At 67.0% G+C, this 25,316-nt stretch carries 26 protein-coding genes; 18 read left to right on the top strand and 8 right to left on the bottom strand.

The genetic code is table 11. The features are described from left to right. Window positions 1-154: 154 nt before the first annotated feature. Genes NFL01S_RS15480 through NFL01S_RS15465 form a run of 4 tightly spaced genes read right to left on the bottom strand, consistent with a single transcriptional unit; the run spans window position 155 to window position 4,774 of the window. Window positions 155-1,180, bottom strand: coding sequence for an enoyl-CoA hydratase/isomerase family protein (locus NFL01S_RS15480; RefSeq protein ID WP_084492723.1), 1,026 nt, complete (start codon window positions 1,178-1,180; stop codon window positions 155-157). A 44-nt stretch (window positions 1,181-1,224) separates the two neighbouring features. Further along, window positions 1,225-2,349, bottom strand: coding sequence for a M24 family metallopeptidase (locus tag NFL01S_RS15475; protein WP_062975725.1), 1,125 nt, complete (start codon window positions 2,347-2,349; stop codon window positions 1,225-1,227). Continuing rightward, window positions 2,339-3,574 carry a M24 family metallopeptidase gene (locus NFL01S_RS15470; protein ID WP_062975723.1) on the bottom strand — a complete coding sequence of 412 codons (1,236 nt, stop codon included), beginning with the start codon at window positions 3,572-3,574 and terminating at the stop codon, window positions 2,339-2,341. The genes NFL01S_RS15475 and NFL01S_RS15470 overlap by 11 nt, the downstream gene beginning before the upstream one ends. A 30-nt stretch (window positions 3,575-3,604) precedes the next feature. Next, the gene (locus NFL01S_RS15465; protein ID WP_062975953.1) at window positions 3,605-4,774 is read right to left on the bottom strand and encodes an amidohydrolase family protein; all 1,170 of its coding nucleotides are present in this window, start codon (window positions 4,772-4,774) and stop codon (window positions 3,605-3,607) included. Between the two features lie 432 nt (window positions 4,775-5,206). Between NFL01S_RS15465 and NFL01S_RS15460 the strand changes: the two genes are divergently transcribed. The 12 genes from NFL01S_RS15460 to NFL01S_RS36510 all read left to right on the top strand — a co-directional run bounded on the left by NFL01S_RS15460 (window position 5,207) and on the right by NFL01S_RS36510 (window position 16,560). Continuing rightward, window positions 5,207-5,809, top strand: a complete 603-nt coding sequence (locus tag NFL01S_RS15460; RefSeq protein ID WP_062975721.1) for a TetR/AcrR family transcriptional regulator — start codon at window positions 5,207-5,209, stop codon at window positions 5,807-5,809. Next, window positions 5,809-6,315 (top strand): hypothetical protein, encoded by a 507-nt coding sequence (locus NFL01S_RS15455; protein ID WP_062975951.1) that lies wholly within the window; start codon window positions 5,809-5,811, stop codon window positions 6,313-6,315. Before NFL01S_RS15460 ends, NFL01S_RS15455 begins: the two co-directional genes overlap by 1 nt. Window positions 6,316-7,080: 765 nt before the next feature. Next, window positions 7,081-7,875, top strand: coding sequence for an MlaE family ABC transporter permease (locus NFL01S_RS15450; RefSeq protein ID WP_062975719.1), 795 nt, complete (start codon window positions 7,081-7,083; stop codon window positions 7,873-7,875). A gap of 12 nt (window positions 7,876-7,887) precedes the next feature. Further along, entirely contained in the window at window positions 7,888-8,745 is an 858-nt protein-coding gene (locus NFL01S_RS15445; protein WP_062975717.1) for an MlaE family ABC transporter permease, read from the top strand. Between the two features lie 11 nt (window positions 8,746-8,756). After that, window positions 8,757-10,019, top strand: coding sequence for an MCE family protein (locus NFL01S_RS15440; RefSeq protein WP_245670707.1), 1,263 nt, complete (start codon window positions 8,757-8,759; stop codon window positions 10,017-10,019). Then, entirely contained in the window at window positions 10,016-11,032 is a 1,017-nt protein-coding gene (locus tag NFL01S_RS15435; protein WP_062975715.1) for an MCE family protein, read from the top strand. The genes NFL01S_RS15440 and NFL01S_RS15435 overlap by 4 nt, the downstream gene beginning before the upstream one ends. Window position 11,033: 1 nt before the next feature. After that, window positions 11,034-12,068, top strand: coding sequence for an MCE family protein (locus NFL01S_RS15430; RefSeq protein ID WP_062975712.1), 1,035 nt, complete (start codon window positions 11,034-11,036; stop codon window positions 12,066-12,068). Next, window positions 12,065-13,321 carry an MCE family protein gene (locus NFL01S_RS15425; RefSeq protein ID WP_062975710.1) on the top strand — a complete coding sequence of 419 codons (1,257 nt, stop codon included), beginning with the start codon at window positions 12,065-12,067 and terminating at the stop codon, window positions 13,319-13,321. The genes NFL01S_RS15430 and NFL01S_RS15425 overlap by 4 nt, the downstream gene beginning before the upstream one ends. A 4-nt stretch (window positions 13,322-13,325) precedes the next feature. Further along, a complete protein-coding gene (locus tag NFL01S_RS15420; RefSeq protein WP_062975708.1) occupies window positions 13,326-14,588 on the top strand; it encodes an MCE family protein in 1,263 nt (420 codons plus the stop codon). A 2-nt stretch (window positions 14,589-14,590) separates the two neighbouring features. Further along, window positions 14,591-16,039, top strand: coding sequence for an MCE family protein (locus NFL01S_RS15415; RefSeq protein ID WP_062975947.1), 1,449 nt, complete (start codon window positions 14,591-14,593; stop codon window positions 16,037-16,039). Between the two features lie 66 nt (window positions 16,040-16,105). Continuing rightward, on the top strand, window positions 16,106-16,339 hold the full coding sequence (locus tag NFL01S_RS36515) for a hypothetical protein (protein WP_210744792.1): 234 nt from the start codon (window positions 16,106-16,108) through the stop codon (window positions 16,337-16,339). Between the two features lie 38 nt (window positions 16,340-16,377). Then, window positions 16,378-16,560 (top strand): hypothetical protein, encoded by a 183-nt coding sequence (locus NFL01S_RS36510; protein WP_210744791.1) that lies wholly within the window; start codon window positions 16,378-16,380, stop codon window positions 16,558-16,560. Between the two features lie 57 nt (window positions 16,561-16,617). On the opposite strand, the gene NFL01S_RS15405 is transcribed toward NFL01S_RS36510, so the two are convergent. Continuing rightward, complete coding sequence (locus NFL01S_RS15405; RefSeq protein ID WP_062975706.1) at window positions 16,618-17,793, bottom strand: acyl-CoA dehydrogenase family protein; 1,176 nt, start codon at window positions 17,791-17,793, stop codon at window positions 16,618-16,620. A 180-nt stretch (window positions 17,794-17,973) separates the two neighbouring features. Between NFL01S_RS15405 and NFL01S_RS15400 the strand changes: the two genes are divergently transcribed. The 6 genes from NFL01S_RS15400 (at window position 17,974) to NFL01S_RS15375 (ending at window position 22,535) form a co-directional block, all read left to right on the top strand. Continuing rightward, the gene (locus NFL01S_RS15400) at window positions 17,974-18,633 is read left to right on the top strand and encodes a TetR/AcrR family transcriptional regulator (RefSeq protein ID WP_062975704.1); all 660 of its coding nucleotides are present in this window, start codon (window positions 17,974-17,976) and stop codon (window positions 18,631-18,633) included. Between the two features lie 135 nt (window positions 18,634-18,768). Then, window positions 18,769-20,271, top strand: a complete 1,503-nt coding sequence (locus NFL01S_RS15395) for a class I adenylate-forming enzyme family protein (RefSeq protein ID WP_062975945.1) — start codon at window positions 18,769-18,771, stop codon at window positions 20,269-20,271. 26 nt (window positions 20,272-20,297) lie between these two features. After that, entirely contained in the window at window positions 20,298-20,600 is a 303-nt protein-coding gene (locus NFL01S_RS15390) for a hypothetical protein (protein WP_062975702.1), read from the top strand. A 20-nt stretch (window positions 20,601-20,620) separates the two neighbouring features. Continuing rightward, window positions 20,621-21,817, top strand: coding sequence for an Rv1363c family protein (locus NFL01S_RS35455; RefSeq protein WP_062975700.1), 1,197 nt, complete (start codon window positions 20,621-20,623; stop codon window positions 21,815-21,817). Then, the gene (locus NFL01S_RS15380) at window positions 21,814-22,323 is read left to right on the top strand and encodes a hypothetical protein (RefSeq protein WP_062975698.1); all 510 of its coding nucleotides are present in this window, start codon (window positions 21,814-21,816) and stop codon (window positions 22,321-22,323) included. The genes NFL01S_RS35455 and NFL01S_RS15380 overlap by 4 nt, the downstream gene beginning before the upstream one ends. Then, on the top strand, window positions 22,293-22,535 hold the full coding sequence (locus NFL01S_RS15375; RefSeq protein WP_062975696.1) for a hypothetical protein: 243 nt from the start codon (window positions 22,293-22,295) through the stop codon (window positions 22,533-22,535). Before NFL01S_RS15380 ends, NFL01S_RS15375 begins: the two co-directional genes overlap by 31 nt. Here the strand turns inward: NFL01S_RS15375 and NFL01S_RS15370 are convergent. From NFL01S_RS15370 to NFL01S_RS15360, 3 genes are all read right to left on the bottom strand, one after another. After that, window positions 22,495-23,124, bottom strand: a complete 630-nt coding sequence (locus NFL01S_RS15370; protein WP_062975943.1) for a DUF4291 domain-containing protein — start codon at window positions 23,122-23,124, stop codon at window positions 22,495-22,497. The genes NFL01S_RS15375 and NFL01S_RS15370 overlap by 41 nt on opposite strands. 178 nt (window positions 23,125-23,302) lie before the next feature. Further along, window positions 23,303-23,554 carry a ferredoxin gene (locus tag NFL01S_RS15365; protein WP_062975695.1) on the bottom strand — a complete coding sequence of 84 codons (252 nt, stop codon included), beginning with the start codon at window positions 23,552-23,554 and terminating at the stop codon, window positions 23,303-23,305. Beyond that, window positions 23,551-24,879: an NADH-ubiquinone oxidoreductase-F iron-sulfur binding region domain-containing protein gene (locus tag NFL01S_RS15360; RefSeq protein WP_062975693.1), complete on the bottom strand. Its 1,329-nt coding sequence runs from the start codon at window positions 24,877-24,879 to the stop codon at window positions 23,551-23,553. The genes NFL01S_RS15365 and NFL01S_RS15360 overlap by 4 nt, the downstream gene beginning before the upstream one ends. Window positions 24,880-25,316: the final 437 nt, after the last annotated feature.

The raw sequence follows: 25,316 nt of genomic DNA, 5'->3' as shown, positions 1-25,316 counted from the left end.
CACAGCGGGATCGGCCGCCCAGCGGCGAAGTGTGCCGTGATCCCGCCCGGGCGACGCGGTATCCCGGTGTGCCGGGTCTCGGCCGGAGGTATCGGCGGTGGCGAGGCTCGCGCTCGCCCGGCGATGTCCCGGTGCGATCGGATTCCCTCGCCCACTATTCGGCTTTCCGCCGGCCCGACCTGCTGAGCCGGAACTCCGGCGGGAAGCGGCTGTCGTTGTCCTTGACCGAGTTGTTCAACCCGTCGTCGAAGGCGTTGTCCAGCATCAGATCGTTGTCGTCGGCGTGGATATGGCCGCCCATCGATTCGAAGAAACCGCTGAGCAGGCTGCCCATGTATTCGCCCTGCTGCTGTTTCATGATCTCGAAGAACACCTTCTGCATGAACACCGTGTCGGTGGGCCGGTTACGGGCACAGGCCAGGGCGTACTTCGCGGTTTCGGCCTCGAGTTCCGCGCGTGGGACCACGCTGTTGAGGAAGTTGCATTCGGCCATTTCCGCCGCGGAGAACGGGCGGCCGGTGAACACCATCTCCTGGAATTTGCGCAACCCCATGGTCTGCGCCCAGGTCCACATCCGCGGACCCCACCCGTAGTACCGGAACGAGGGGTGTCCGAAGAGCGCGTCGTCGGCGGAGATCACCAGATCGGCGTCGGCAGCCTGGTAGAAATGCCAGCCGTAACAGTAGCCCTTCACCTCGACGATGCTGATCTTCTTGAACTCCTGCAGACTCCGGCAGCCGGCCTGGGCGTTGGCGTACCACTGGCTGATACTGGCGCCGTGCCGGAACGATTCCTTCGGCGGATACCGCACCTCGTCGGGGCCGATCTTGTATTCGCTGAGCCGTGGCCCCTGGTCGGCGTCGTTCTGGACGGCCATGAATTCGCCGAGATCGGCGCCCGACCCGAAATCGTCACCGGCGCCGCGGATCACCAGTACTTTCACCTCGTCGTCGATACCGGCCCGGTGGATGAGGTCGCCGTAGCGCAGGCGCGCGGCCATGGTGGGGGCGTTGAGTTGATCGGGGCGGTCGAAGGTGATGGTCGCGATCCGGGTCGCGGGATCCTTCGAGTACCGGATGATCTCCTCGGCACTGGGCTGGTCCGGCTTCTGCTCGCTTTCCGTCGCCCCCGGGTTCTCCGCCGCACTGCCGGTGCTGTTTCCGATCCCGTCGTCGGGCATGTCCGAGGCTCCTCTGCTTCCGGCGGCGGCCGGTTTCCGGGTGGTCATTGCCGGCCCCAATACGGACTCGAAGTCAGCACCTGCGGTCCGTCACCACCGATGAGCACGGCGTCGCGGCCGAATACCGCGCCCACGCCCTCGGCCCAGACATAGCCGGTGACGGCCAGGACCATCCCGGGCTCGAGCCGCTCCGCGTCGGCGGTTGCGCGCAGGGCGGGTGCCACGACCGGTGGATCGAATCCCATACCGAGCCCGCGGGCCACCGGCACGGCGGGCAGGGGTTCACCCGCGTCGGAGTAGGCATCCAGCAGCCCGGAGGCGGGTGCGCCGGGTCGGCAGGCCTGTAACAACCTGTCCCATAGGGAGTTCCAGCGTCCGTACAGTTTCCGAACCCCCGGGGTGGCCGGTCCGACCGGCCAGGTCCGCCCGACCTCGCCGATATATCCGTCGGCGAGCACACCTGAGGAGAAGGCGACCAGATCGCCTTCCTGGACGTGCCGGTCCGCACTTGCGCGCCGCCACGGATGGTCGCGCGCGGTCACCCACGCCGCATCCTGAGTTGCGGGTGTGCTCACCCCACCGGCCGCGCAGGCTTCGAGCAGTACGCCCGCGAGCCCCTGCTCGGTGACCCCCGGCGCGAGCTGTGCGAGAGCTGCGGAAAGGCCTTGTTCGGCGACCCGCAACCCGGCGCGCATCGTCGCTACCTCGGCCCCGATCTTGACCCGTCGCGCCGCCCGGAACGCGAGTTCGCCGTCGACGATCTCGGCATTCGGGAACGCCATGGGCAGCAACTGGGCGAAGGCCGGTGACAAGGCGTCGGTGCCGACCCGCCGTGCCGTGGCCGCGCCGTCGATATCGCGGAGGACCGCGATGAGATTGCGCGGATCCCACATCGTTTCGTACAGGTTCTCGCGGGGGATGTCCTCGGGTATTCCCTCGTCCCAGGTGCTGTGCAGGTGGACCGCACCGGTCTGCCGCATCAGCAGGGCCACCGGGCCGAACGGCCGGGTCCCGGCGACCCACAGCTGGGGTGCCCCGGACAGATAGCGGGCATTGGCCTGCCGCCCGGCGATCAGCACATCGAGGTCGTGGGCGTGCATCTGTGCCAGCACACGCTCGCGGCGCCCAGCCCGCAGCGCGCGATCGTCCGGCAGGATTTCAGTCGCCATAGGGGGCATAGGTGTAGTCGGTGAGAGGCATCCAGCCTCCGTCGGTTACCACCACGATCTCCTCACTGCGATAGCCGCCGGTGCCGTCTTCCCACACCACGGGTTCCAGGACCAGCACCATGCCGGGGCGGAGCACGAAATTGTCGTCGAATTCGGTGCCGAGATCGGTGCCGATCATCGGCGTCTCGGCGGCGCTCACGCCGATTCCGTGCGAGATATAGAAATGTGGCAGCCACGGGCGTTGCCCACCGGCTGCCTCGGTTGCCGCGCGGGCGAGCTGCCCGGCGGTGGCTCCTGGGCGGATCTGCGCGAGCACCGCTTCCAGGATGTGCCGCCACTGCCGGTACTGAGCCTGCTGCCGCGGTGCCGGGTCCTGGCCGACGATCCAGGTGCGCCCGAAATCGGAGCAGTAGCCGTTGTAGGTGATGCTGACATCGGTCCAGAGCACATCGCCGGCCTTCAGCTCGCGTTCGGTGGTGAGCAGGGGCAGGGCGAGATCCCCGTGGGTCGTCCACACTCCGTCGGCTTTGCTGTCCGGCATGACCTGCCAGATGGCGTCGAGCATGGTCGCGGTGGCGCCGAGTTCGAATGCGCGCCGCACGAAGCCCGCGGACAAATCGATCTGGCGGACCCCCGGCGCCAGCGAGGCCTGGACATCGACGATGGCTTCCTCGGTGATCCGGCAGGCCTTGCGGATACAGGACAGTTCGTCGGGTGTTTTGATCAGTTTGGCGGGGCCGATCACCGTGGCGGCGTCCACCGGCACCGTGCCGGGGAAGAGCCGGTCGCGGGCACGCAGCATCGCGCCGGTGAACTCGTCCACCGCAACGGTGGCGCCCGGCCGCACGAGTTCGGCCAGTTTACGGCCGAAATCTGCTACGCCCTCGTCGAATTCGAGGTACACGGGCGGATGCAGATGATCGGCCGGCAATTCGGATTCCGCGGCCGCGCCCGCCCGGAACGGCAGGAAAAGATGCGGCCATTCGTCGTCGGCCGTCACCACCGCCACCGGTCGTTCGACATGTGCCAGACCCGCATCGCCGAGCGGCCAGTTCGCTCCGCTCGCATACACGACATTGTTGTTCAGCAGCAGGATCGCCGCGTCGACGCCGCGTTCGGCCATGGCCGAACGCAGGCGGGCCCCGGTCTCCCGGCGCATCCGCGCACGGTCCGGGAGGTCGGGTATCTCGATCGCCGCGGTCGTCGCGGCGGGAAATGCAGTCATCGAATACGGTCCTTCTCGGCGTCGCGGGGCCTAGACGCCCAGGAATTCCTTGATATTTCCGCTCACGATGCGCGCGGCCGCCCCGGGACCGACAGCCTCGACGACCGAGGCCAGGGATTTCTCCGAGTAGCCGAAGGTGCTCTCGTTGTGCGGGTAGTCCGACGACCACATCACCCGGTCCGCGCCGATCTGATCGATGATGGCCAGGCCCAGCGGGTCGACCATGAACGAGGCCCGCATATGGTTGTCCCAGTAGTAGCGGACCTCATGATCCAGGGGCCGGTTGTACATGTGCCGGTAGGACGCATGCATATGTTCGGCGTCCTGCAGTGCCGAGGCGACCCAGTTGATACCGCCCTCGAACCAGCCGATCTGCAGACCGGGATGCCGGTCGATGATCCCGCTGAAAATGTACTTGGAGAACAGTTCCCGGAACGGGGCAACATTGTGCATCATCCCGACCACCACGCTGTTCACCTCGCACGGCGCGGACAGCGGAGATTCGCCGATATGGTGCGATACGGGTATCCCGGATTCCTCGATGGCGTCCCAGACGCCGATCATCGAGGTGCTGCCGTAATCGATGACGGCGCCGTCGTCGTCCTTGCCCGCCGCGAGCGGCAGCAGGAAAGTCTTGAGCCTCAATGCTTTCAGTTCGGCAAGGGTCCGGCGGGCGCCTTCGGCGTCCCACCAGTTGATCAGCCCGACCCCGTACAGTGCACCACCGGAGCGTTCCTGCACTTCGGCGATGTACTCGTTGTAGATGCGGAAACAGCGTTCGCGGATCGCCTTGTCCGGGTAGAACAGCAGCGCGAGCAGGGAATTGGGGAACGCGAGCTCCTTGTCGATCCCGTCGGCGCGCAGATCCGCGCTCCGGGCCTCGAGGTTGGTACTGCCGGAGCCGTCGAGGGGGTCGTACTGCATCAGGACCCGGCTGAAATCGCCGGGCAGGAACGATTTTCCCTTCCGGCCGATCTGATAGGCCCCCTCCTCGTACCACACCCGTGGCGCCTTGTCCCGCAGCTCTTCGGGGAAGCGTTCGTAGAAGATGTCGTCGGCGAGTGAGATGTGGTTGTCGGCGGAGAAGACCTCGGTGCCGGCGGGTAGTCCGAGGCTGCCCTCGGCCCGGCCGCGGCGGTCCTTGGGTGGGCCGAACCCTTGGGGTGGGTAGAGCGGGGCGCTGCTGGGCGAAGTCGGCATCGTGACCCTCCAATGGATCGTTTGATTCGCGAATTTGCCGTCGGCGGTCGTACCCCGGGCCCCGGCCGTCGACGCGGCGGTCATGCCGAACCGCTATGTCACAACATCCGCCGCGCAGGCGGAGCGGGCGGCCGGAAGCCGGGTGGCTGACCCGCCAAGCTGAAAACGACATTATCACAATTGGAGAGTGCCGTTCTGAGTGTTCGGTTCGATCGGCTCGTTCCAGCCCGGATGAAACGGGGAGAATGATATTCTCACCAGGGTTTCTGGAGTGTTGTCGACGGGACCTTCGAGGGGTTGATTCGCGTATAGCGCCGCCCCTGGGCCGCAGGTGGAGGCCGGTTGCGGAAGCAACTTCTTTGTAACCCTTGTCACAGGACGGAAACCAACCTACTGTGTGTTCACTAGGTTTGCCAGATCGGGGTCCGGACCATGACAGCTCCTCGTCCCTATGCCTCACTCCTCGCCAAGGGGGAGGACCGCAGGCAGCGAATACTCGGCGTAGCGCAGCGTCTCCTCACTCGCAACGGCTGGCGCAGCACGACGCTGGCGCAGATCGCCGGTGAGGCCGGAGTGACCTCCGCGGGGTTGCTGCATCACTTCTCCTCCAAAGAGCAGTTGCTGCACGCTGTCCTGGACGCCCGCGACGCCGAAGACCTGGAGGACGCCGATATCAGCGGTGATCTCGTCGTGGAGATCCGCAAGGTCGTCACCAGGATGGAACGTTCTCCGGAGCTGGTCGGCACCTTCGTCGTCCTCCTCGTCGAGAACCTCATGCCCGAGGCGCCACTGCACGATCGGATGCTCGATCGGTGGCGCACGGCCGTCGAACTCGTCACCCAGGCGATTCGGCGGGGCCAGGACAGCGGCCGGTACCGGCGCGATATCGATCCGCGGATGCGCGCGGTCGAGATCGTCGCCTTTCTGAACGGAATGGAGATCTCGTGGCTGCTCGATCGTTCGATCCCGCTGGCCGAAGTTTTCAACGGTTACACCGAGTCGCTGGCCCGCGACTTGGCGGCGAAGGAGATGTGATGAGGTACCGGCTCGATGTGGTGGCGGCAACCGTGGCCGACGCGGTCCAGTTCGCCGGCGGATGGTTGTTCGACCGTTCGGTGGCCGGGTGGGAGGTGACGGTTCTGCTCGCGCAGCCGTCCGATATCCGCCCGTTGAAAATCCTCGGCGCCGAGGTCCGGGAGCTCGACTCCGTACTGGCAACCGAGGTCCCGGGGCGGCTGCCCCAGGCGCTGGCCGTGAACGCCGATGTATGTAGTAGAGACGGCCGGGCGCGTAAAGGTGTCTTGCGGGCGCTGGAGGATCGCGCGATCGAGGTCGTCGTGTGGGGTGACGGCTGGCCGGCCGGGCAGGACCACGGTGTCGACCCGGTACTGCACCGTCTGAGTTATGCGGCCCGCGCGTTCAAGGCGCAGGCTCTGGTGGCGGCGGGGCTCTCCGCGGCCGCGGTGACGCCCAGTGAGATATTCCGCAGTGGCGCCACGGAATATGCGCCGGTCTGCGCGGATCTCGTTCCGGCGGTCTGACGCGCGCGGGGTAGGCGCGGAGGGGATGGGTATCGGCGGGGCGGGGTCGCTCCGGTGTCCATGAGATGAACGACGGCCGGCCGGGTCGGTAGGTGATGGGCTGACCCGGACACTGGTCGCAGGGGGATGCGGCCGAGGCGGGTTTCGGGGTCTCCGCCGTTGGCGGACACCGATTTTTACGGTGTTGCCGAGGGGTTTTCCGCGGTTTATCCGGGTGTATTCCGAGGGAGCCTGTATGCAATTGGGCGAATTCAATGGATCGGTGTACTCCGGGCGCCGGTGTGGGCAAATTTTGAAACGTTGATCTTCACGATTCTTCGGGGTGATTCCGCGGCATTTCCCACCTCGAGCCCGGTTTTTCGGGGTTATCATGCCTGCTTGCAGGCTTGTCGGCCGATGGTCGCCGTTGGGGGGTGGGGGCTTTGCTCGGGGTTTCCGGAAACTTGCCCACAAGTATTGTGTTCTCATCTATCGGATGTCATCCTATTCGAAATTGAGAATTACATTTCCGCACCGAGAGATGTGACAGCAGCACCGACTGGGACAGCGCAGCCCGCGGAGCGAAAACTACGGCCGCAGGCCGCAATCGGACTCCGTAGCCGCAGACCCGGCGCTGCCCGTCATGCCGCGGTTCGTTCGTGAACCGCCCCGACTCGATGGAAACGCGCGCGGCGTATTCCACCGAGCGTCGATCGTTCGACAGGAGTACTTCGATGACGAATTCCTCGGCATGTCGGCAACTGCATCCGATGTCGTGAGGCCGGTATGACCATCCGAACGCCCTACCTGGTCCGGCTCAGAGACCGTGTCGAGGGCCCACTGCAGACAGTGGGTGGCCTGTTCGCCATGACCGCCGACGCGGTGCGCTTCGCCTGCCGCCGCCCGTTCCAGACCCGGGAATTCCTCGAACAGTCCTGGTTCATCGTGCGGGTCTCGCTGGTTCCCACTCTCCTGGTGGCGATTCCGTTCACCGTGCTGGTGAGTTTCACCCTGAACATCCTGCTGCGCGAACTGGGCGCCGCGGACCTGTCCGGCGCCGGCGCCGCCTTCGGCGCGGTGACCCAGGTCGGCCCGATGGTCACGGTGCTGATCGTGGCGGGATCCGGTGCCACCGCCATGTGCGCCGATCTGGGATCGCGAACCATCCGTGAGGAGATCGCGGCCATGGAGGTGCTCGGCATCGACCCGGTGCAGCGGCTGGTCACGCCGCGCATGCTGGCCTCCGGCTTGGTGGCGCTGCTGTTGAACAATCTGGTCTGCATCATCGGGGTACTCGGCGGCTATGTGTTCTCGGTGTACGTGCAGGACGTGAACCCGGGCGCGTTCGTCGCCGGCATCACCCTGCTCACCGGCATCAACGAGGTGGTCATCTCGTCGGTGAAGGCCCTGCTCTTCGGCCTGGTCGCCGGGATCGTCGCCTGCTACCGCGGGCTGATCGTCACCGGCGGCGCGAAAGCGGTGGGGAACGCGGTCAACGAGACCGTGGTCTATGCGTTCATGTCGCTGTTCGTCATCAATGTGATGGTCACGGCGATCGGCATCCAGTTGACGACCGGATGAGGGAGGGATTCGATGACAGCCTCCGAGGTGCTCACCACACGTTATCCGGCGCTGGTCCGCCGGCTGCGAAAACCGGTGGACGTACTCGGCCGGGTCGGCGATCACGCGATCTTCTACGTGAAGGCGCTCGCGTTCGCGCCGAGGGCGGCCTGGCGCTACAAACGCGAGACGGTCCGGCTGATCGCGGAGATCAGCATGGGTGCCGGCACGCTGGCGGCGTTCGGTGGCACGGTGGTGATCGTCAGCTTCCTGACCCTGGCCACCGGCGGCACCCTCGCCGTCCAGGGATACAGCTCGCTGGGCGATATCGGTATCGAGGCGCTCACCGGCTTCCTGTCCGCCTTCATCAATGTCCGGATCTCCGCACCGGTCGTCGCGGGTATCGGCCTGGCGGCCACGTTCGGCGCCGGTGTCACCGCGCAATTGGGCGCCATGCGGATCAACGAAGAGATCGACGCGCTGGAATCCATAGCGATCGAGCCGATCGCGTACCTGGTCGGTACCCGCATCATGGCCGGGATGATCGCGATCACCCCGCTCTACGCCATCGCGGTGATCGCCTCGTTCCTCGCCAGCCGGTTCACCACGGTGGTGATCCTGGGCCAGTCCTCGGGGCTCTACGACCACTATTTCGCGACTTTCCTCAACCCGATCGACCTGCTCTGGTCCTTCCTGCAGGCGATTCTCATGGCCATCACAATCCTGTTGATCCACACATACTTCGGCTTCTTCGCCGCCGGCGGGCCGTCGGGTGTGGGTACCGCGGTGGGTAATGCCGTGCGGACCTCGCTGATCGCGGTCGTCTCGGTGACACTGCTGGTCTCGCTGGCCGTGTACGGGTCCAACGGAAACTTCGAGCTGTCGGGGTAGGGATGGCGCTGGTGGGAAACGAAACACAACCGTGGGCGGCCGGGCCCCCGTCGCCGGATGCCCCGGCGCCGCGGAGAGCGGCCGGCCGCCGGCGCTGGGCCGGGCGGCTGAAACCGCTGGCTCGTCCGGCCGCGGGATTCGCGGCGATCGCGGCAGGTATGGCGATCGTGGTACTCGCGGTGACCCTGTTCCGGGGTGGCTTCGCCGATACCGTCGCGGTCACCGTGCATGCGCCCCGCGCCGGCCTGGTGATGTATCCCGACGCCGAGGTGAAACTGCGCGGCGTGACCGTCGGCGCTGTGGATTCCATCGTCGAACGGGCCGACGGTACCGCGGAGATCGAACTGGCCATCGACCGCGGCAATCTCACCCGGATACCCGGCGATGTCACCGTGGATATCGCCGGCACCACGGTATTCGGGGCGAAGTACATCCAGTTGGTCCCACCCGAACAGCCGGCTGCCGGGCACCTCGAGGCGGGGCAGGTGTTCGACGCCGAGAACGTGACGGTCGAGATCAATACCGTGTTCGAACAGCTCACCCGGGTACTGGGTGAGATCCAGCCGGAGAAGCTCAACGAAACTCTGGGCGCGCTGGCCACCGCGATGCGCGGCCGCGGTGACCGGGTGGGCCAGATGATGGTGGACCTGGAGGCTTTCCTGGCGACAGTGGAACCCGGGCTGCCCGCTCTGCGCGCGGATCTGGCGATGGCGCCGGAGGTCACCAGCACCTACGCGGACGCGGCGCCGGCGCTGCTGGAAACCGCCGGCAACGCGACCCAGCTGAGCCGGACCGTAGTGGAGGAGCAGCAACAACTCGATGTACTGCTCATGAGCCTGATCGGGCTCGCCGATACCGGCAACCGGGTACTGGGGGAAAGCGGCCCCGGTCTGGTGAGTGCCATGGATGTTCTGGCACCGACCACCGAGTTGACCAACCGCTATCACCACGCGCTGACGTGCGCCATGGACGGATTGGCTTATCTGGCACAGGTGGAACCGGTGAAGGTGCCCGGGATCGGGTTGTCGGCGAACTTCCTCTGGGGTGTCGAACCGTACCGCTACCCGGAGCATCTGCCGAAGGTCGCGGCGTCGGGCGGTCCGCAATGTTCGATGCTGCCCGTGGCCTACGAGGACTTCCCGCCGTATGTGGTCACCGATATCGGCGCCAATCCCCATGCGGGACCGTTGCGGTCCGGGCTGACGCTGAATACCGGGTCGCTCGCCGAGGCACTGTTCGGGCCCGCCGCCGCGGGGAAGGAGACACCCCGATGAACAACCGCAATACGCCGCTGCTGAAATTCGGTGTCTTCGCCGCGATCATGGTGGTGCTCTCGGCCTGTCTGATCATCGTTTTCGGCGAATACCGCAGCGGATCCACCACCGAGTACTCGGCGGTTTTCGCGGATTCTTCCGGGTTGAGCACCGGGGATACGGTGCGGGTCGCGGGGGTCGTGGTGGGTTCGGTGCGCGGGGTCTCCCTGCGCGACGATCACCGGGTGCGGGTGGAATTCGATGCCGACCGTTCGCTTTCGCTCACCAGCGGCACCGAGGTCGCGGTGCGGTACCTGAACCTGGTCGGCGACCGCTATCTGGAAATCACCGACCGTCCCGGGAACGAACTGCCTGCCGGCGGGGAGCTGCCGATCGAGAACACCACCGGTGCCTTGGATCTGGATCTGCTGCTCGGCGGCCTGAAACCGGTCATCCAGGGACTGAACGCCCGTGACGTCAACGCCCTGACCTGGTCACTGCTCGAGATCGTGCAGGGCAAAGAGGGCACCGTCAACTCCATCCTCGGCCGCACCGCCTCCTTCTCCGCGGCCCTGGCCGACAACAACGAGATCGTCGAGCAGTTGATCGACAATCTGAACACCGTGATGACCACCCTCGCCGACGAGGGCGGGCAGTTCTCGGGCCTGGTGGACCGGCTCGAACAACTCATCACCCAGCTCAGCAACGAACGCGATCCCATCGCGTCCGCCATCGATTCGCTCGAGGCCGGCACTGCCACCGTCGCCGATCTGCTGAACCAGGGGCGTGCGCCGCTGGCAGGCACGATCGACCAGGTCAACCAGCTCGCCGCGAATATCGACGGCGATAAGCAGACCCTCGATACGGCCCTGCAGAAAGCACCGGAGAACTTCCGGAAACTGGTGCGCACCGGGGCCTACGGCAACTTCATCCAGTACTACCTGTGCGATTTGACGCTGCGGGTCAACGACCTGTCCGGGCAGGTCGTGGAGATACCGGCCGCCGTACAGACCGACGGAAGGTGCGCTCCCTGAGATGTTTCGATACCGCGGAAAACACCTACTGCGGCACGGTCTGGTCGGGATCGTGCTCATCGTCTGCATCATCTCGCTGGGCCTGCAATCACAGCAGGTGATCGCCTGGGGGACAACGGTCCGCTACCAGGCGGTGTTCGAGGAAGCCGGCGGATTGGAATCCGGCGACGAAGTGCATGTCTCGGGTGTCAAGGTCGGCACCGTCACCGAGGTGGAGCTCGACCGCGGACAGGCGCGGGTGGTATTCACCGCCGGCGATTCGGTCGTACTCGGCGCAGGAACCACCGCGCAGATCAAAACTGGATCGTTGCTGGGCAAACGGATCATGACGCTGGTCTCGCACGGTGACGGACGGCTGCGCCCGCTGGACACCATCCCGGTCGAGCGCACCTCTTCGCCGTACTCGCTCACCGACGCCCTCGGCGATCTGACCAGCACCACGGCGGCCATGGACACCGATTCCCTCAACAGCTCGCTGGATATGCTGTCCACCACATTGGATTCGATCGCCCCGCACCTCGGCCCGGCCTTCGACGGACTCTCGGAACTGTCGAAATCGATCAACAGCCGCAATACCGCGCTCGGTGATCTGCTCACTGCCTCGCAGGAGGTCACCGGAATCCTGGCCGATCGCAGCGAACAGTTGAACACCATGTTGCTCAATGCGAACACCCTGGTCGGGGTGCTCGACGAGCGCCGTCAGGCGATCGCCACCCTGCTGGCCAATACGGCGGCCGTCGCCGATCAGCTCACCCAGCTGGTCGCCGACAACGAAGCCGAACTGGGGCCCGCTCTGGACCGGTTGAACTCGGTGGCCGAAGTGCTGCAACGTAATCGGGACAATATCGCCAAGGCGATTCCGGGGCTGGCGAAAACCTCGCTCACCCAGGGCGAGGCGGTCTCCGGCGGCCCGTTCTACAACGCCTACGTCGCCAACCTCATTCCGGCTCAATGGATCCGGCCGTTCGTCGACGCGGCGTTCGGCGGCTCGGTCCCGCAACCACAACCCGCACCGCAACCGGGAGCGCCACGATGAAGCGGACACTGATCATCCGGCTGGCCGCGGGCGCCCTGGCGGTGGTAGTGCTGGCTGCCGCGTTCGTCGTCGTGAACCGCACGCTGTTCGCGCCGTCCATCGTGCGCGCGATCTTCACCACCGCCACCGCGATCTACCCCGGTGACGATGTCCGGGTTTCGGGGGTGAAGGTGGGGACCATCGCTGCCATCGAACCTCGCGGCGCCACCGTGGAAATGACGATGCATATCGAGCGCGACGTGGATATTCCGGCCGACGCCGGCGCGGTGATCGTCTCCCAGAGCCTCGTGGACTCTCGCTACGTTCAGCTCACCCCCGCCTATCGCGGCGACGGTCCGACCATGGCCGACGATACGGTGATTCCGCTGGAACGTACCGCCATCCCGGTCGAATGGGATCAGATCAAAACCCAGCTCACCCGGCTGGCCACCGAACTCGGGCCCGACGGCGACCGGACCTCCGGGCCGGCCGGCCGGTTCATCGACAGCGCCGCCGACGCGCTCGCCGGTAACGGTGACAAACTGCGGCAGGTGCTGTCCCAGCTGTCCGGAGTCGGGCGAATTCTGGCCGACGGCAGCGGTGATATCGCATCGACCATCGAGAATCTGCAAACCTTCGTCACCGCACTACGCGACAGCAACGTGCAGATCGTGCAGTTCCAGAACCGGCTGGCGACCCTGACCAGTGTGTTGTCCGACAGTCGCTCCGACCTCGATGCGGCGCTCGCCAATCTGTCCATCGCGGTGGGCGAGGTGCAACGGTTCGTCTCGGAGAACCGGGACAAGGCCGCCGAGCAGGTCGGACGGTTGGCCGATATCACCCAGAACCTGGTGAACAACCGCGGTGAACTCGAAGAACTACTGCATGTCTTCCCGACGAGCCTGGCCAACTTCTACAACATCTACAACCCTGATACCGGCACCGAGGCAGGGGTTTTCGTGCTGAACAACTTCTCCAATCCGATCGAATTCGTCTGCGGCGGTATCGCCAGCGTGGAGAACATCGGCGCCGAGGAAGCGGCACGTAAATGCCGCGATTACCTCGGGCCGGTCCTCGGGCTGTTGAACTTCAACTATCTGCCGGTGCCGGTGAATCCCGCCCTCGGCCCCTCAGCGGATCCGAAGAACATCATCTACAGCGAACCGCATCTGGTGCCGCCGGCGCCCGCCGCCCCGGCCGCGCCGCCACCACCGCCCCCGCCCGGCCCGCCAGTGCCCTCGCCGGCCGACATCCTCTTCCCCGGCGGGCGGTGATCACATGGCGAAATCGGGACGCAGGAGAAGTGTGCGCAACGCGGTGCTCGGTGGCGTATGCGTGGCGCTGACGGCCACCGGATGCCACTGGGACGGCGTCAATTCGCTACCGCTACCGGGCGCCACCGGCCGCGGTCCGGACGCGACCGTGCTGTATGTGGAGATGGCCGATGTCGGCACGCTGACCCCGAATTCGCCGGTACTGATCGACGATGTGGTGGTGGGCAGTATCGGCGATATCACGGTGGAGAACTGGCACGCCCTGGTGGAGGTGTCGATCGAGCCCGGTCAGGTGATACCGGCGAACGCGCAGGCGCGAGTCGGCCAGACCAGTCTGCTCGGTTCGATGCATCTGGCGCTGAACCCGCCACCCGGACAGCCCCCACAGGGGCAGTTGGCGCCCGGATCGCGGATCGAACTCGACGGCACCGGCACCTACCCGTCGACGGAGCAGACGCTCGCCTCGCTGTCGGTGGTGGTCAACGGTGGCGGGCTGGGGCAGATCGGCGATATCGTCGGCAGCCTCAGCGCCGCTTTCGAAGGCCGGGAGACGAATATCCGGGCCCTGCTGGACCGGCTCGACGTCTTCCTGGGTACTCTCGACAACCAGCGCGCCGATATCGTCGCCACCATCGACGGCTTGAACCGCCTGGGCGGCACCTTCGCCGCCCAGCGTGATGTTCTCACCGAAGCGCTGCACAAGATTCCGCCTGCCCTGGATGTCCTCATCGCCGAACGACCCGATCTGGTCACCGCACTGGACCGGCTGCGCACCTTCAGCGATACCGCCAACGGGGTCCTGACCGCGGCGCACGACGATCTGCTCACCAACCTGCGCAACCTCGAACCCACCTTGAAGGCGCTCGCCGATGTCGGGCCGGATATCAACTCGGCGATCCAGTTCGCGACAGTGTTCCCGTACGGGCAGTACCTGGTCGACAACGGGGTCCGGGGCGATTTCATCAACCTGTTCGCCACCGTCGACCTCACCATTCCGCGGTTGCGCCGGGAACTGCTACTGGGCACGCCGTGGGGCGATCCGACCGCGGTCATCCAGGCCGCCGTCGGCGATCCGGGCTACGCCGAACAGACCAAGAACCCCCTCGGTTTCGGTATCGTCCCGCCGCCGGTCGCCGCGCCGGCCCCGGCACCACCGCCCCCGGCTCCCGCGCCGCCGCCCGCCCCGGCACCGCCACCGGTGCCCGGCCTGCCGTTCCCGCTACCGGAGATCCAGCTACCCCGGATTCCCGGGATTGGAGGCGGCTGATGCTGCTGTCCCGTTTCGTCAAAGGCCAGCTGATCATCTTCAGTATTCTTTCGGTGATCGGGCTCGTGGTGATGTCGGTGATGTACATGCGCCTGCCGACCCTCGCCGGTATCGGCACCATCGGGGTCACCGTGGAACTCCCGGAAGCCGGCGGCCTGTACCGGTTCGGCAATGTGACCTACCGGGGAATCCAGGTCGGCAAAGTGACCGGGATCGAGCTCGACGGCGACGGTGTCCGCGCCACACTGGCGATCGACGGTTCTTACCGGATCCCCACCGACCTGACCGCCGAGGTGCGCAGTGTCTCGGCCGTCGGCGAACAGTACGTGGACCTGCTGCCGCGCACCGATTCCCCGCCCTACCTCTACGACGGCGCCACCATCGAACGCCGCGATACCGCGGTACCGCAGCCGGTGGGCCCGATGCTGGACAAACTCAGCGCCCTGGTGGACACGATCCCCAAGGACGATCTGTGGCGACTGCTCGACGAGATGTTCGCCGGTGTCAACGGCGCGGGCTACGACCTCGATTCGCTGCTCACCTCCGCCGAGAAGCTGACCGCCGAGATGAACGGTGTCGGCGATGCCACCAGAACCCTGGTGCAGGACGCCCAGCCGCTGCTCGACTCACAGGTACAGACCGCCGACGCGATCCGCATCTGGACCCGCGCCACCGCGGACGTCACCGGACAGCTGGTGGCAGGCGACCCACAGATCCGCACCGTGCTGCATTCCGGCCCGGTTTTCGCCGACGAGGTGTCGGCGCTGCTGGATTCGGTGGATCTGACACTGCCGGTTCTGCTGTCCAACCTGACCTCGGTCGGGCAACTCGGCGTCACCTACAACGCCGGCCTGGAACAGCTGCTGGTCCTGCTTCCGCCCGTGGTTTCGCTGGTCCAGGCTGTCCAGCCGACCAAGAATGCCTCCGGTCTGGGGATCGGTGACTTCCGGGTGAGCGGCGTCTCCGACCCACCCGCCTGTACGGTCGGCTTCCTACCGCCCTCGGAATGGCGGTCTCCGCAGGATGTCACCACAATCGACACCCCGGACAACCTGTACTGCAAACTGCCGCAAAACCATCCGGTCGGGGTGCGCGGTGCCCGCAACATTCCCTGCGCCAACGACCCCGCCAAACGCGCCCCGACCGCCGCCATCTGCAACAGCGATCAGGGGTACGTGCCCGTGGCACCGGAACAGCCCGTGGTCGGCCCGTATCCTCGCGACCCCGAACTGGAAGGTCAAGGCATCCCGCCCGATTCGCGTTTCGACCCACCGCCCGGTAACGCCCCGGCTGCCGCGACGAACCCGGCCTCCGCTGCCGCGCCCGCGGTCGCCTACGCCCAATACGATCCGGACACCGGCGAATACCTGGCCCCGGACGGGCAGCTGTACCGCCAGACCGACCTGGTGGCCGACACTCACGGCAGCTGGGAGGAAATGCTGCCGCATTGAGCCGCTGGGAAGGACGCGACGACAGCCGCAACCACACTCACCACTTACCCCGCCGCTACCCGACGCATGGCCGGTGCGGACCCAACGCTCCTGCGAATCGGAGAAGCAGCGCAGCTCGACCACAGTGGTCAGCGGGAAGCCGCGCGGCTGATGTTCGCCGAGATCTGGGATGAGATCGGTGGCGAGGACGGTGGCCCGCTGTACCGCTGCACGCTCGCGCATCCGATGGCCGATGCACCGGAGGACATCGGTCAGGAGCTGATATGGGACCAGCGTGCGCTTGCGGCCGCCGATACGTGACCGATGTGCAACTGGCACAAGCCCGGGTGCCTGTTTCCGTGGCAGGTCTGTATCCCTCGCTGCAGCTGAACCTGAGTGACTGCTACCGCAGGCTCGGCGACCTCGGCCGGGCCCGCGCACATTTGGCGCAGGCGCAGGACAGCATCGGCGCGCTCGGCAACGACGAGTACCGACAGCTGATCCGAGACGGCCTGGAGCGGCTGACCGAGCAGCTGCGCTGATCCGGCAGCGCAGCTGGACAACAGGATGCGGGGCACCCGTGCGGGCCGTGCCGGTGCTCAGCCGCGTGGCAGGCCGAGGATGCGCTGGGCGATGATATTGCGCTGGATCTCGGAGGTGCCGCCCGCGATGGTTCCGGAGAAGCTGCGCAGATACCGTTCGAACCAGCTCGGTGCGTGGTCCTCCAGATTGAACAGGCTGTGCCGGGAGGTGACCGCGGGATGTTCGAGCCCGCCGGCACCGGCGGCGTCGAGGGCGGCTTCCAGACCGCGCTGCACGCTTTCGGATCCGAGCAGTTTCAGCACCGACAGCGCCGCCACATCCGCTTCGCCGCGGGATTCTCTGGCCAGGGCCGTCGAACCGAGCAGTTCGAGGGCCTGCAGATCCATGACCGCGCCGGCGAAACGGTCGATATCGAGTTCGGTGCGGGGCCGGAAATCCTGCACCAGTATGCGCAGGCGTTGCGCGAAACTCATCCACAGCAGGGTGCGTTCGTGGCCGAGGGAGCCGGTGGCCACGGTCCAGCCCCGGTTCAGTTCACCGACCAGGTTCTCCGCCGGTATCCGGGCGTCTTCGAAGAAGACCTCGTTGAAGTCCAGATCGTCGCCGGCGCAGGCCGAGGCGAACGGGCGGCGGCGGACGCCGGGCGTATCGGTGGGGATCAGCAGGACCGAGATACCTTTGTGTTTGGGGGCGTCCGGGTCGGTGCGGACGAAGGTGAGGATCACATCGGAGTCGTGGGCGCCCGAGGTCCAGACCTTCTGGCCGTTGACGACGAAATGATCCCCGTCGCGGACCGCGCGAGTACGCAGACCGGCCAGGTCCGAGCCGGCGCCGGGTTCGCTCATGCCGAGGGCGGCGGGCATTTCCCCGCGCAGGATCGGCACGGCCCAGCGCTGCTGCTGTTCCCGGGTGCCGAAGGTGATGAGGGAGGCGGCGATGATGCCCTGTCCCTGCGGGTTACAGCTTTCGTAGATCTTGCGCCGGCCGAGTTCCTCCCGGTGCACGTACTGCTGCAGGACCGTGGCATTGCGGCCGCCGAATTCGGGTGGATATCCGGGGACCAGCCAGCCGTGATCGAACTGGGTGCTCTGCCAGGCGCGTGACCATGCGGGCACGTGTGAGCTCGACTGCGGGCGCTCGGTGGCGACCGCCTCGGGCGGCAGATGCTCGTCGAGGAACGCGATGAACTCGGCGCGGAACTCTTCCACGTCCTCGTCGAAAGTCAGCTGCACTGTGTACCTCCTTTGGCCGAATATGAGAATATCATTCTCGCAACCGGATATTCTAGTTTCCGCGGCCGGTGGCCGGACCGGGCAACGGGTCCACTCCGGTGGTTCCCGCCGCGGTACGAGTGAGCGGCCGGCGTGAACCGCGCGGGCCGATCGACGGATACGGCAATCGGAGGTACGGCCATGCGGAGTACCGGTAGCGGGCTGACCCTGCAGCAGCGGATCGATGCGCGTTCGGTGCGCACTACCAAACTGTTCGGCAGCGCGCAGGTGCAGCGCTTCCTGGACGCGGCGCGCGCGCTGATCACCCAGCGGGGCAGCACCGATTTCACGATGCACGAGGTGGTCGACGAGGCGGGGCAATCGCTGCGCAGCTTCTATCTGCTCTTCGAGGGTAAACACGAATTGCTGCTGGCTCTCTACGAGGAGGCCATCGCCAAAGTGGCCGAACAGATCCGTGAGGCCACAGGTAACGATGCCGATCCGCTGGACAAGCTCCGAACGGCGGTGGAACTGCTGTTCGAGTTCTGCCGTCCCGACCCGGGCGCGCATCGGCCGCTGTTCACCGAATTCGCGCCCCGGTTGCTGATGTCGGATCCGATCGAGATCCAGGTCGCGCATGCGTCGCTTTTCGAATTGCTCGCCGATCTGGTGGGTGCCGCCGATATCGCCGGCTACCTACGTTCGGGGACGCGTCCGCGGCGGCTCGCGGCCATGACGTTGCAGACGGTGATGTTCGTGGCGCAGGGGGCCCGGTCCGATGACGGTGCCCACCCGATCACCGCGACGGAAGTGTGGAACCTGTGCGCGTTCGGCGTGCTGAGCACGGAGGTGCGCCGGTGAGTGTCGTACAGACCGGGCGGTTGGTCGATTCGGGTTCGCGGGCCAGCGGATATGATATTCTCGGTTTCCGAGAATATCGGTATCACTACCGGCCGGGTGCTGTCTCGCGGCGTCCGGCATGCAGGAAGTAGTCGTATGAGTATTTCGCTACTGCTGGATATGGCGGCGTCGAACAATCCCGATCGGGCGGCCGTCGTATCGGGCGAATCGCGGTGGACCGGCGCCGAACTGGACGCCCTGGCCCACGGGGGGGCGGGCGCGATCGCCGGCTCGGGGGCCCGCAGTGTCGCGTACGTGGGTACCGGCGGAGCGCTCCTGCCGCTGCTGATCTTCGCCTCGGCCCGGGCCGGCGTGCCGTTCACGCCACTGAACTACCGGCTCAGCAGCGATAAACTCGCCGAACTGATCCACCGGCTCGACGCGCCCCTGGTGATCCACGACGACGCCTACACCGACGCTGTGACCGGCACCGCGGAACTGCTGTGGGATTCGGCGCGTTTCCTGGCGGCCGCCCGCGCCGCCGAACCGGCCGGAGTCGAACCCGACCCCGATTCGGCCGCGGTCGTCCTGTTCACCTCCGGGACCACCTCGCAGCCCAAAGCGGTCGAACTCTCGCACAACAACCTCGTCAGCTATATCACCGGCACAGTCGAATTCGCCTCCGCCGCGGACGACGACGTATCGCTGATCTGCGTTCCCCCCTACCACGTCGCCGGGGTGGGGGCCGCACTCTCGAACCTCTACGCCGGCCGCAAAATGGTCTATCTGCGCAGTTTCGACGCGCGCGAATGGATCCGGCTCGTCGACACCGAACGCGTCACCACCGCGACCGTGGTCCCGACTATGCTGGACCGGATCGTCACCGCGTTGAAAGCCACCGGAGCCGGGCTGCCGACCCTGCGCACCCTGGCCTACGGTGGCTCCAAAGTCGCGCTGCCGCTGGTGCGGACCGCGCTGGAGCTGCTGCCGGACGTCGGCTTCGTCAATGCCTACGGGCTCACCGAAACCAGTTCGACCATCGCGGTACTCGGCCCGGACGACCACCGGGCAGCGCTCGCCTCCGGCGACGACAAGGTCGCGCGAAGGCTCGGTTCCGTCGGGCAGCCGGTCCCGGGGGTCGAGGTGCAGATCCGCGACGAAAGCGGGGCGGTTCTGCCCGCCGAGGTCCCCGGGGAACTGTTCGTCCGCGGGCCGCAGGTATCCGGACGGTACACCGGAATCGGTTCGGTACTCGACGCCGAAGGCTGGTTCCCGACCAGGGACCTCGCCGTCCTCGACGCCGACGGCTACCTGTTCATCCACGGCCGCAGCGACGACACGATCATCCGCGGCGGTGAGAACATCGCACCCGCCGAGATCGAGGACGTGCTGGTGGAACATCCGGCAGTACACGATTGTGCGGTGGTGGGCGTCGAGGACGCCGAATGGGGGCAGATCATCGTCGCGGTCGTGGTCCCCGCCGAACCGGGCCGGACCCCGGACCCCGAAGAGTTACGCGGCCATGTCCGCTCCGGACTACGTGGTTCCCGCACCCCCGACCGCGTCGTGTTCCGGCCCGAACTACCCGCAACCCCGACCGGGAAGATCCTGCGGCGCGAACTCGTCGCCGAACTCACCCGCGAAACCGCCGGCGCGTAACCGCCGCACGCGAAAGGAAGAAGATCATGGCCAAAACCGGGACCCGGCTGCGGAGTCAGGTGTGTACTACCGAGGTGATCATCGTCCGGGCCGCCGACAGCCTCGACGATCTGCGGGCCGGCGGCGTACCCATGGTGCCGATCGACGGCCCAGCTCCTTCGGGCGGCGGTCCGCAGGAAGGTTTCGCCGACGGCAACCTGATCGGTAAACGCTACGTCGACGACCAGGGGGCGGAGGTCCTGGTCACCAAGGCGGGGGCCGGCACCCTCAGCGTGGGGGCCACACCGCTGACCATCAAGGAAGCAAAGCCGCTGCCCGCAAGCGACTGAAAATGATCGAGGTGGGATAGATGCCCGAAACCGCCACCGACCCGCTGATCCTGGCGGCCGAACAAGCCGATGCCGAGGCAGCGGCGGCGGAAGCCGAGGCGCTGGCCGCGCAGGCGTCCGCGACCGCGGCCCGGGCTCGCGCCCGCGCCGCGAAACTGCGACGCGAGGCAGGGGAGCACCGCCGCGTTGCGGCCGATGCGGAGTCCGCCGCGGCCGGTAGCGCCGCGGTACCGGCGGATTCGGGGGCATCGGTCCCAGCACCCCCCGCGAGCACCCCGAACACGGATGCGGTCGGCGAGAGCGGTGCGGTCGCGGACGACTCCGCGCGGGGTGGTACCGCCGCCACATCGGGGACCGAAGCGGCGTCATCCGGGGCGAAGACCGCTTTGCTGCCGGGAAGTCCCGATTCGGAGGCCACAGCCACCCAAGTGGAGGCCGCGTCGAGTGCTACCCCGGAGCGCGATACCGCGGCGAGTTCGGGGCCGCACGCCGATACGCCGGAAGGGGCCGGCTCCGACAGCGATACCGCGACGGGATCCGAGGCAAGCGGTGAATCGTCGACAAGAGCTGATTCCGGCAGCGGTACCTCGGCGGGCTCCCGTCCGATCGGAGGAGTATCGAAAGGCTCCGATACCGCCGCTGTTACGAAGAACCGCACTGCCGAGGGCGTGGGTAAGGTCGCCGAACGGTTCGCGGCCGCCGGGCGACGGATGAAACCGGGTACGGTGCGGCGGCCGAGGGGCCGGATGGTTGCCCGGGCACTGGTGGCGGTGATCGTGCTCCTCTCCCTGGCGACCGGCGGTTATTCGATATGGAACCATCAGCAGATCGCCGCCGCCCAGGCGCGCGAGGACGAGTTCCTCAATGCCGCCCGGGAAGGCGTCATCGCCCTCACCACACTGGATTCCGGCCGCGCCACCGATGATGTGAAACGAGTCCTCGACCATTCCACCGGCGCGTTCCGCACCGATTTCCAGACCCGGTCCGAAGATTTCACCAAGGTCGTGGAACAGTCCAAGGTCGCGACCCAGGGCGAGATCACCGCGGCTGCGGTCGAATCCATGACCGACGAATCGGCGGTCGTGCTGGTCTCGGCGGTCTCCCGGGTCACCAACTCGGCAGGCGCGCAGCAGGAACCCCGGGTATGGCGGCTCAGCGTCACCGTCACCCGCGAGGGGGCGGAGTCGAAGATGTCGAAAGTGGAGTTCGTGCCGTGAGAATCCCGAGTTTCCTCCGTACGGTCCGCCGGTCCCCGGAACCGGTCCTGCTCACCGTGCTGGCCGTAGCGGCGGTGGCACTCGCCGCCGCGCTGCTGACCTTTCAGTACCGGCCCGATTCGCGCGGTGACGCGGCGAAGAACGAGGTGCTCTCCGCTGCGACCGAGGGCACCGTCGCCCTGTTGTCGTATTCCCCCGAATCACTGGATCAGGATTTCGCGTCCGCCAAATCCCGGATGACCGGCGATTTCCTCACGTACTACACGCAGTTCACCGAAAAGGTCATCGCGCCCGCCGCGAAGGAGAAATCGGTGAAAACCTCCGCGAGCGTCGTGCGCTCGGCGGTCGCCGAAATACATCCAGATTCGGCGGTCGCGCTGCTGTTCATCAACCAGACCACCACCAGCGCCGAGAAACCCGATCCGGCGCTGGCCGCCAGTAGCGTCCGGGTGACGCTGTCGAAGGTAGAGGACTCATGGCTGATCTCGTCGTTCGATCCCGTCTGAACACCGCCGACCCGGGCGGCGCGGCCCGGCTGAGGTCCGAGGCGCCGGTACTCGTCACGGTCTACCCGGTACTCGACTATTTCTCGGTCTGCCCGCGGTGCGGTTATGCCGCCGAAGCCTCGACCACCGTACGCACCTTTGCCGACGGCACGGCCGACCGCGAAACGCATATCAGCTGCGGAATGCCCTGCGGCTGGCAGGAAACGCGCTGACACCCAGATGTTCCAGTAGTCCGTCCGCGGCTGGATACGGGCGCTCCTGGGGCAGTAGCCGGGCAGCCGAGTCGAAGTCGCCCTCGTCGACCAGCGCGTGAATCTCGCGCGCCAGCGGAGTCATATCGCTGATGGCGACGGTCCACTCGTCCGCGTAGTGGCGTACGGCTTCACCGCTGAGCCCGAGTTGCAGCGAGCGATACGGAAGGGGCCGCAGGCTCAGATCGCGCTCGGGATCCCACTGGACGCGGGCGGGAGAGCGCTTCAGCTGTCGCCGCCAGGTGCTGTGGTCGGGATAGAGCCCGGGCTGGTAGCTCGACAGGCACGCATTCCGCAACGCCCATTCGAAGCCGCTGCGTGAGATCTCCACGGCGAGAACGGTCTCCTGATCCGGTTTCGTGCCCCAGCCACTGCGATACATCATCCACAGAAACGACGGTTTGATCCACGTCATCCGGTCTCGCTTCCATGCCGCCGGGAAGCGGCCCTCGCGGAGGGCAGGCCTGCCGATGACCGCCGAGTATGCCTGGTAGACCGTGACGGTGGTTGCCGTATGGAGCGCGCGGATCCTGTGTTGTGGTTCTTCCATGCCGTAGAGCGTGCCTCCGAACGACTCGGCCGGCGAGCGAATTTTCAGAGGTCGGACGCGCGATCGCACAGCGGCCGGCGGCCGCATGCGGATTCCGGTGGCCGGCGAGGTGCCGGAACCGGCATGGGCCCGTGCGGCAGGTCTGTGCCGTGGCATACCGGGATGCCGCGCCGGGTCGCTATTTCTGTGCAGAACCAGGTGCAGTAGCCGCGGATCCGGTATCCGGGCGGCCCGGTTCCGGCAGCGTGGTGATCGCGTGTACCGGGCAGTCGAGCAGGGCGCGGGTCACCGCGGGCTCGTCGGTGGGGGCGATGACCGGATTGCCGGCGAGGGAGGCATACCCCCAGTCGTCGAGGGGGAAGTGTTCGGGGGCATGTTTGGCGCAGATACCGAAACCGTCGCAGAGCGTGCGATCCAGTTTGATCTTCACAGCAGCGCCTCCGTTTCCACTCGGTAGGGGGCTCGGTCGGTGGCGGGGGTACTTGCGCAGTCCGGGCAGCTGTTGCCGAGATGTGCGGCGACCTCCTGCGGGAAGCGGTCCAGCAGGCTTGCCGCGGTGTGACACGCGGCGTCGAGGGTCCCGCAGGCGCCGCGACCGCGCAGCACCGTCGACCAGCGGCGCAGGCGATCGAGGTCGTCCGCGGCCGCGCGTCCCTCCGCTAGTGCGGTGGTGGCAGCGGCCATGGCGGCGGTGCCGTTGAAGCAGGATCCGCACTGTCCGGCGTTCTCGCGGTCGAAGTAGTTCAGGACCGCGGCCGCAACGGCGACCGGACATTCCTCGGTGAGGACGGCGAGGGCACCGCAGCCGAGGCCGGAACCGGCACGGCGCAGGGTTTCGTGGTCGAGGGTGAGGCCGGTGAATGTGGAGTCGAGCAACCCGGTGAAATATCCACCGACCAGCGCCCCGCGTACCGAATCGGCCGGGATGCCGTGCAGGGCGAGCAGATCGGTGACCGGCAGGCCGTAGGGAAGTTCGTACAGGACCGGTGCCCGGTGCGCGGCGGTGACGGTGGACAGGAAAGTGCCGGGAGACAACGCGGTGCCCGCGGCGCGGTACGCGTCGGCGCCCCAGCGGTCCAGGAAGGGCAGGTTGGCGAGGGTTTCGACGTTGCTGACCAGCGTGGGCAACCCCGCCACACCGGCTTCGTACGGTCGTGGCGGTTTGTCGGTGGGTACGGCGCGACCCCCGTTGATCGCCTGCACCGCGGCGGTTTCCTCACCGGCGACGTAGCCGGGATCGACTCGGACGACAGCGAGTTCCGGACCACCGGGCACCGTGCCGCCGAGTTCGTCGAGTGCCGCGGTCACCGACCTTTCGGATTCCTGATCCGATACGTAGACGTATCCGCGGCGGGCGCTCACCAGCGCGGCGGCCAGTCGTAGTCCGTCCAGCACCAGATGCGGCCGGTTGCGCAGCAGCCAGCGGTCCTTGAAGGAGGCAGGTTCGCCCTCCTCGCCGTTGGCGACGACAACGGTTTCGGTCCACCCGGCGGGCACGCCGGACCGGGCCGGGCTCCCGGCGCGGACACTGTCCACCTTCACCGCGAACGGGAACCCGGCGCCGCCGCGCCCCCGCAAACCGCTGCGTTCGACGGCATCGGCGAGTGCGGAGACCGCGCCGATCGGCCGGTAACCACCGCTGTCGCGGTATTCGTAGGCGGACTCGACCCCGCCGCCGAGCCGCAGCAGCCGCGGCTCGCTACCGGGGTACGGAACCACCGCCAGGCCCCCGGCCGACGAGAAGGTGTGCTGCATTGTGCCTCCTGAGTGGGCGCGGCACCCGGGCCGCTCGGATGGTGTCTACCTCTGCCTCAGCGCCGAACATGCTCGTCACCGGTCGCTCCACCGACATGACCGAGCGGTGTGGTTCCCGGCGTACCTGCGCATTCACGGAACTTGTGCGTGCCGGCCGGTGAACGGTCTGCTCACCGGCCGGCCCGGTCGAGACGTCACTGTGCGCGGGTTCCCGCTGTAGGCCACCGGCCGGCTGCCGGCCTGTGTGGCGCGGCGAATCTCCGTATCGGCTCGGTCCCGCGGGCCGATGCGGGCCGATCCGCCCGCCTCGCCGGTCGAGGAGGCGCTCGTTCCGCGCCGGCCGCGTCGATGCGTGCCGCTGGTCCGGTCCGCCCGCCGGTCGGTGCGGACGGGAAGCGCGTCGTGTCGTCGACACCCACGGCAGTGGCGGCGGGGGT

It is taken from the genome of Nocardia flavorosea NBRC 108225 (assembly GCF_001613385.1).
Classification (GTDB): Bacteria; Actinomycetota; Actinomycetes; order Mycobacteriales; family Mycobacteriaceae; genus Nocardia; species Nocardia flavorosea.
This window is presented reverse-complemented; position numbering and strand designations above follow the sequence as displayed.

What these genes read in the sequence shown, in the direction of transcription:
- NFL01S_RS15480 (WP_084492723.1), bottom strand. Translation starts at nt 1,180, where the DNA reads ATGCCCGACGACGGGATCGGAAACAGCACCGGCAGTGCGGCGGAGAAC.
- NFL01S_RS15475 (WP_062975725.1), bottom strand. Translation starts at nt 2,349, where the DNA reads ATGGCGACTGAAATCCTGCCGGACGATCGCGCGCTGCGGGCTGGGCGC.
- NFL01S_RS15470 (WP_062975723.1), bottom strand. Translation starts at nt 3,574, where the DNA reads ATGACTGCATTTCCCGCCGCGACGACCGCGGCGATCGAGATACCCGAC.
- NFL01S_RS15465 (WP_062975953.1), bottom strand. Translation starts at nt 4,774, where the DNA reads ATGCCGACTTCGCCCAGCAGCGCCCCGCTCTACCCACCCCAAGGGTTC.
- NFL01S_RS15460 (WP_062975721.1), top strand. Translation starts at nt 5,207, where the DNA reads ATGACAGCTCCTCGTCCCTATGCCTCACTCCTCGCCAAGGGGGAGGAC.
- NFL01S_RS15455 (WP_062975951.1), top strand. Translation starts at nt 5,809, where the DNA reads ATGAGGTACCGGCTCGATGTGGTGGCGGCAACCGTGGCCGACGCGGTC.
- NFL01S_RS15450 (WP_062975719.1), top strand. Translation starts at nt 7,081, where the DNA reads ATGACCATCCGAACGCCCTACCTGGTCCGGCTCAGAGACCGTGTCGAG.
- NFL01S_RS15445 (WP_062975717.1), top strand. Translation starts at nt 7,888, where the DNA reads ATGACAGCCTCCGAGGTGCTCACCACACGTTATCCGGCGCTGGTCCGC.
- NFL01S_RS15435 (WP_062975715.1), top strand. Translation starts at nt 10,016, where the DNA reads ATGAACAACCGCAATACGCCGCTGCTGAAATTCGGTGTCTTCGCCGCG.
- NFL01S_RS15430 (WP_062975712.1), top strand. Translation starts at nt 11,034, where the DNA reads ATGTTTCGATACCGCGGAAAACACCTACTGCGGCACGGTCTGGTCGGG.
- NFL01S_RS15425 (WP_062975710.1), top strand. Translation starts at nt 12,065, where the DNA reads ATGAAGCGGACACTGATCATCCGGCTGGCCGCGGGCGCCCTGGCGGTG.
- NFL01S_RS15420 (WP_062975708.1), top strand. Translation starts at nt 13,326, where the DNA reads ATGGCGAAATCGGGACGCAGGAGAAGTGTGCGCAACGCGGTGCTCGGT.
- NFL01S_RS36515 (WP_210744792.1), top strand. Translation starts at nt 16,106, where the DNA reads ATGGCCGGTGCGGACCCAACGCTCCTGCGAATCGGAGAAGCAGCGCAG.
- NFL01S_RS15400 (WP_062975704.1), top strand. Translation starts at nt 17,974, where the DNA reads ATGCGGAGTACCGGTAGCGGGCTGACCCTGCAGCAGCGGATCGATGCG.
- NFL01S_RS15395 (WP_062975945.1), top strand. Translation starts at nt 18,769, where the DNA reads ATGAGTATTTCGCTACTGCTGGATATGGCGGCGTCGAACAATCCCGAT.
- NFL01S_RS15390 (WP_062975702.1), top strand. Translation starts at nt 20,298, where the DNA reads ATGGCCAAAACCGGGACCCGGCTGCGGAGTCAGGTGTGTACTACCGAG.
- NFL01S_RS35455 (WP_062975700.1), top strand. Translation starts at nt 20,621, where the DNA reads ATGCCCGAAACCGCCACCGACCCGCTGATCCTGGCGGCCGAACAAGCC.
- NFL01S_RS15375 (WP_062975696.1), top strand. Translation starts at nt 22,293, where the DNA reads ATGGCTGATCTCGTCGTTCGATCCCGTCTGAACACCGCCGACCCGGGC.
- NFL01S_RS15370 (WP_062975943.1), bottom strand. Translation starts at nt 23,124, where the DNA reads ATGGAAGAACCACAACACAGGATCCGCGCGCTCCATACGGCAACCACC.
- NFL01S_RS15360 (WP_062975693.1), bottom strand. Translation starts at nt 24,879, where the DNA reads ATGCAGCACACCTTCTCGTCGGCCGGGGGCCTGGCGGTGGTTCCGTAC.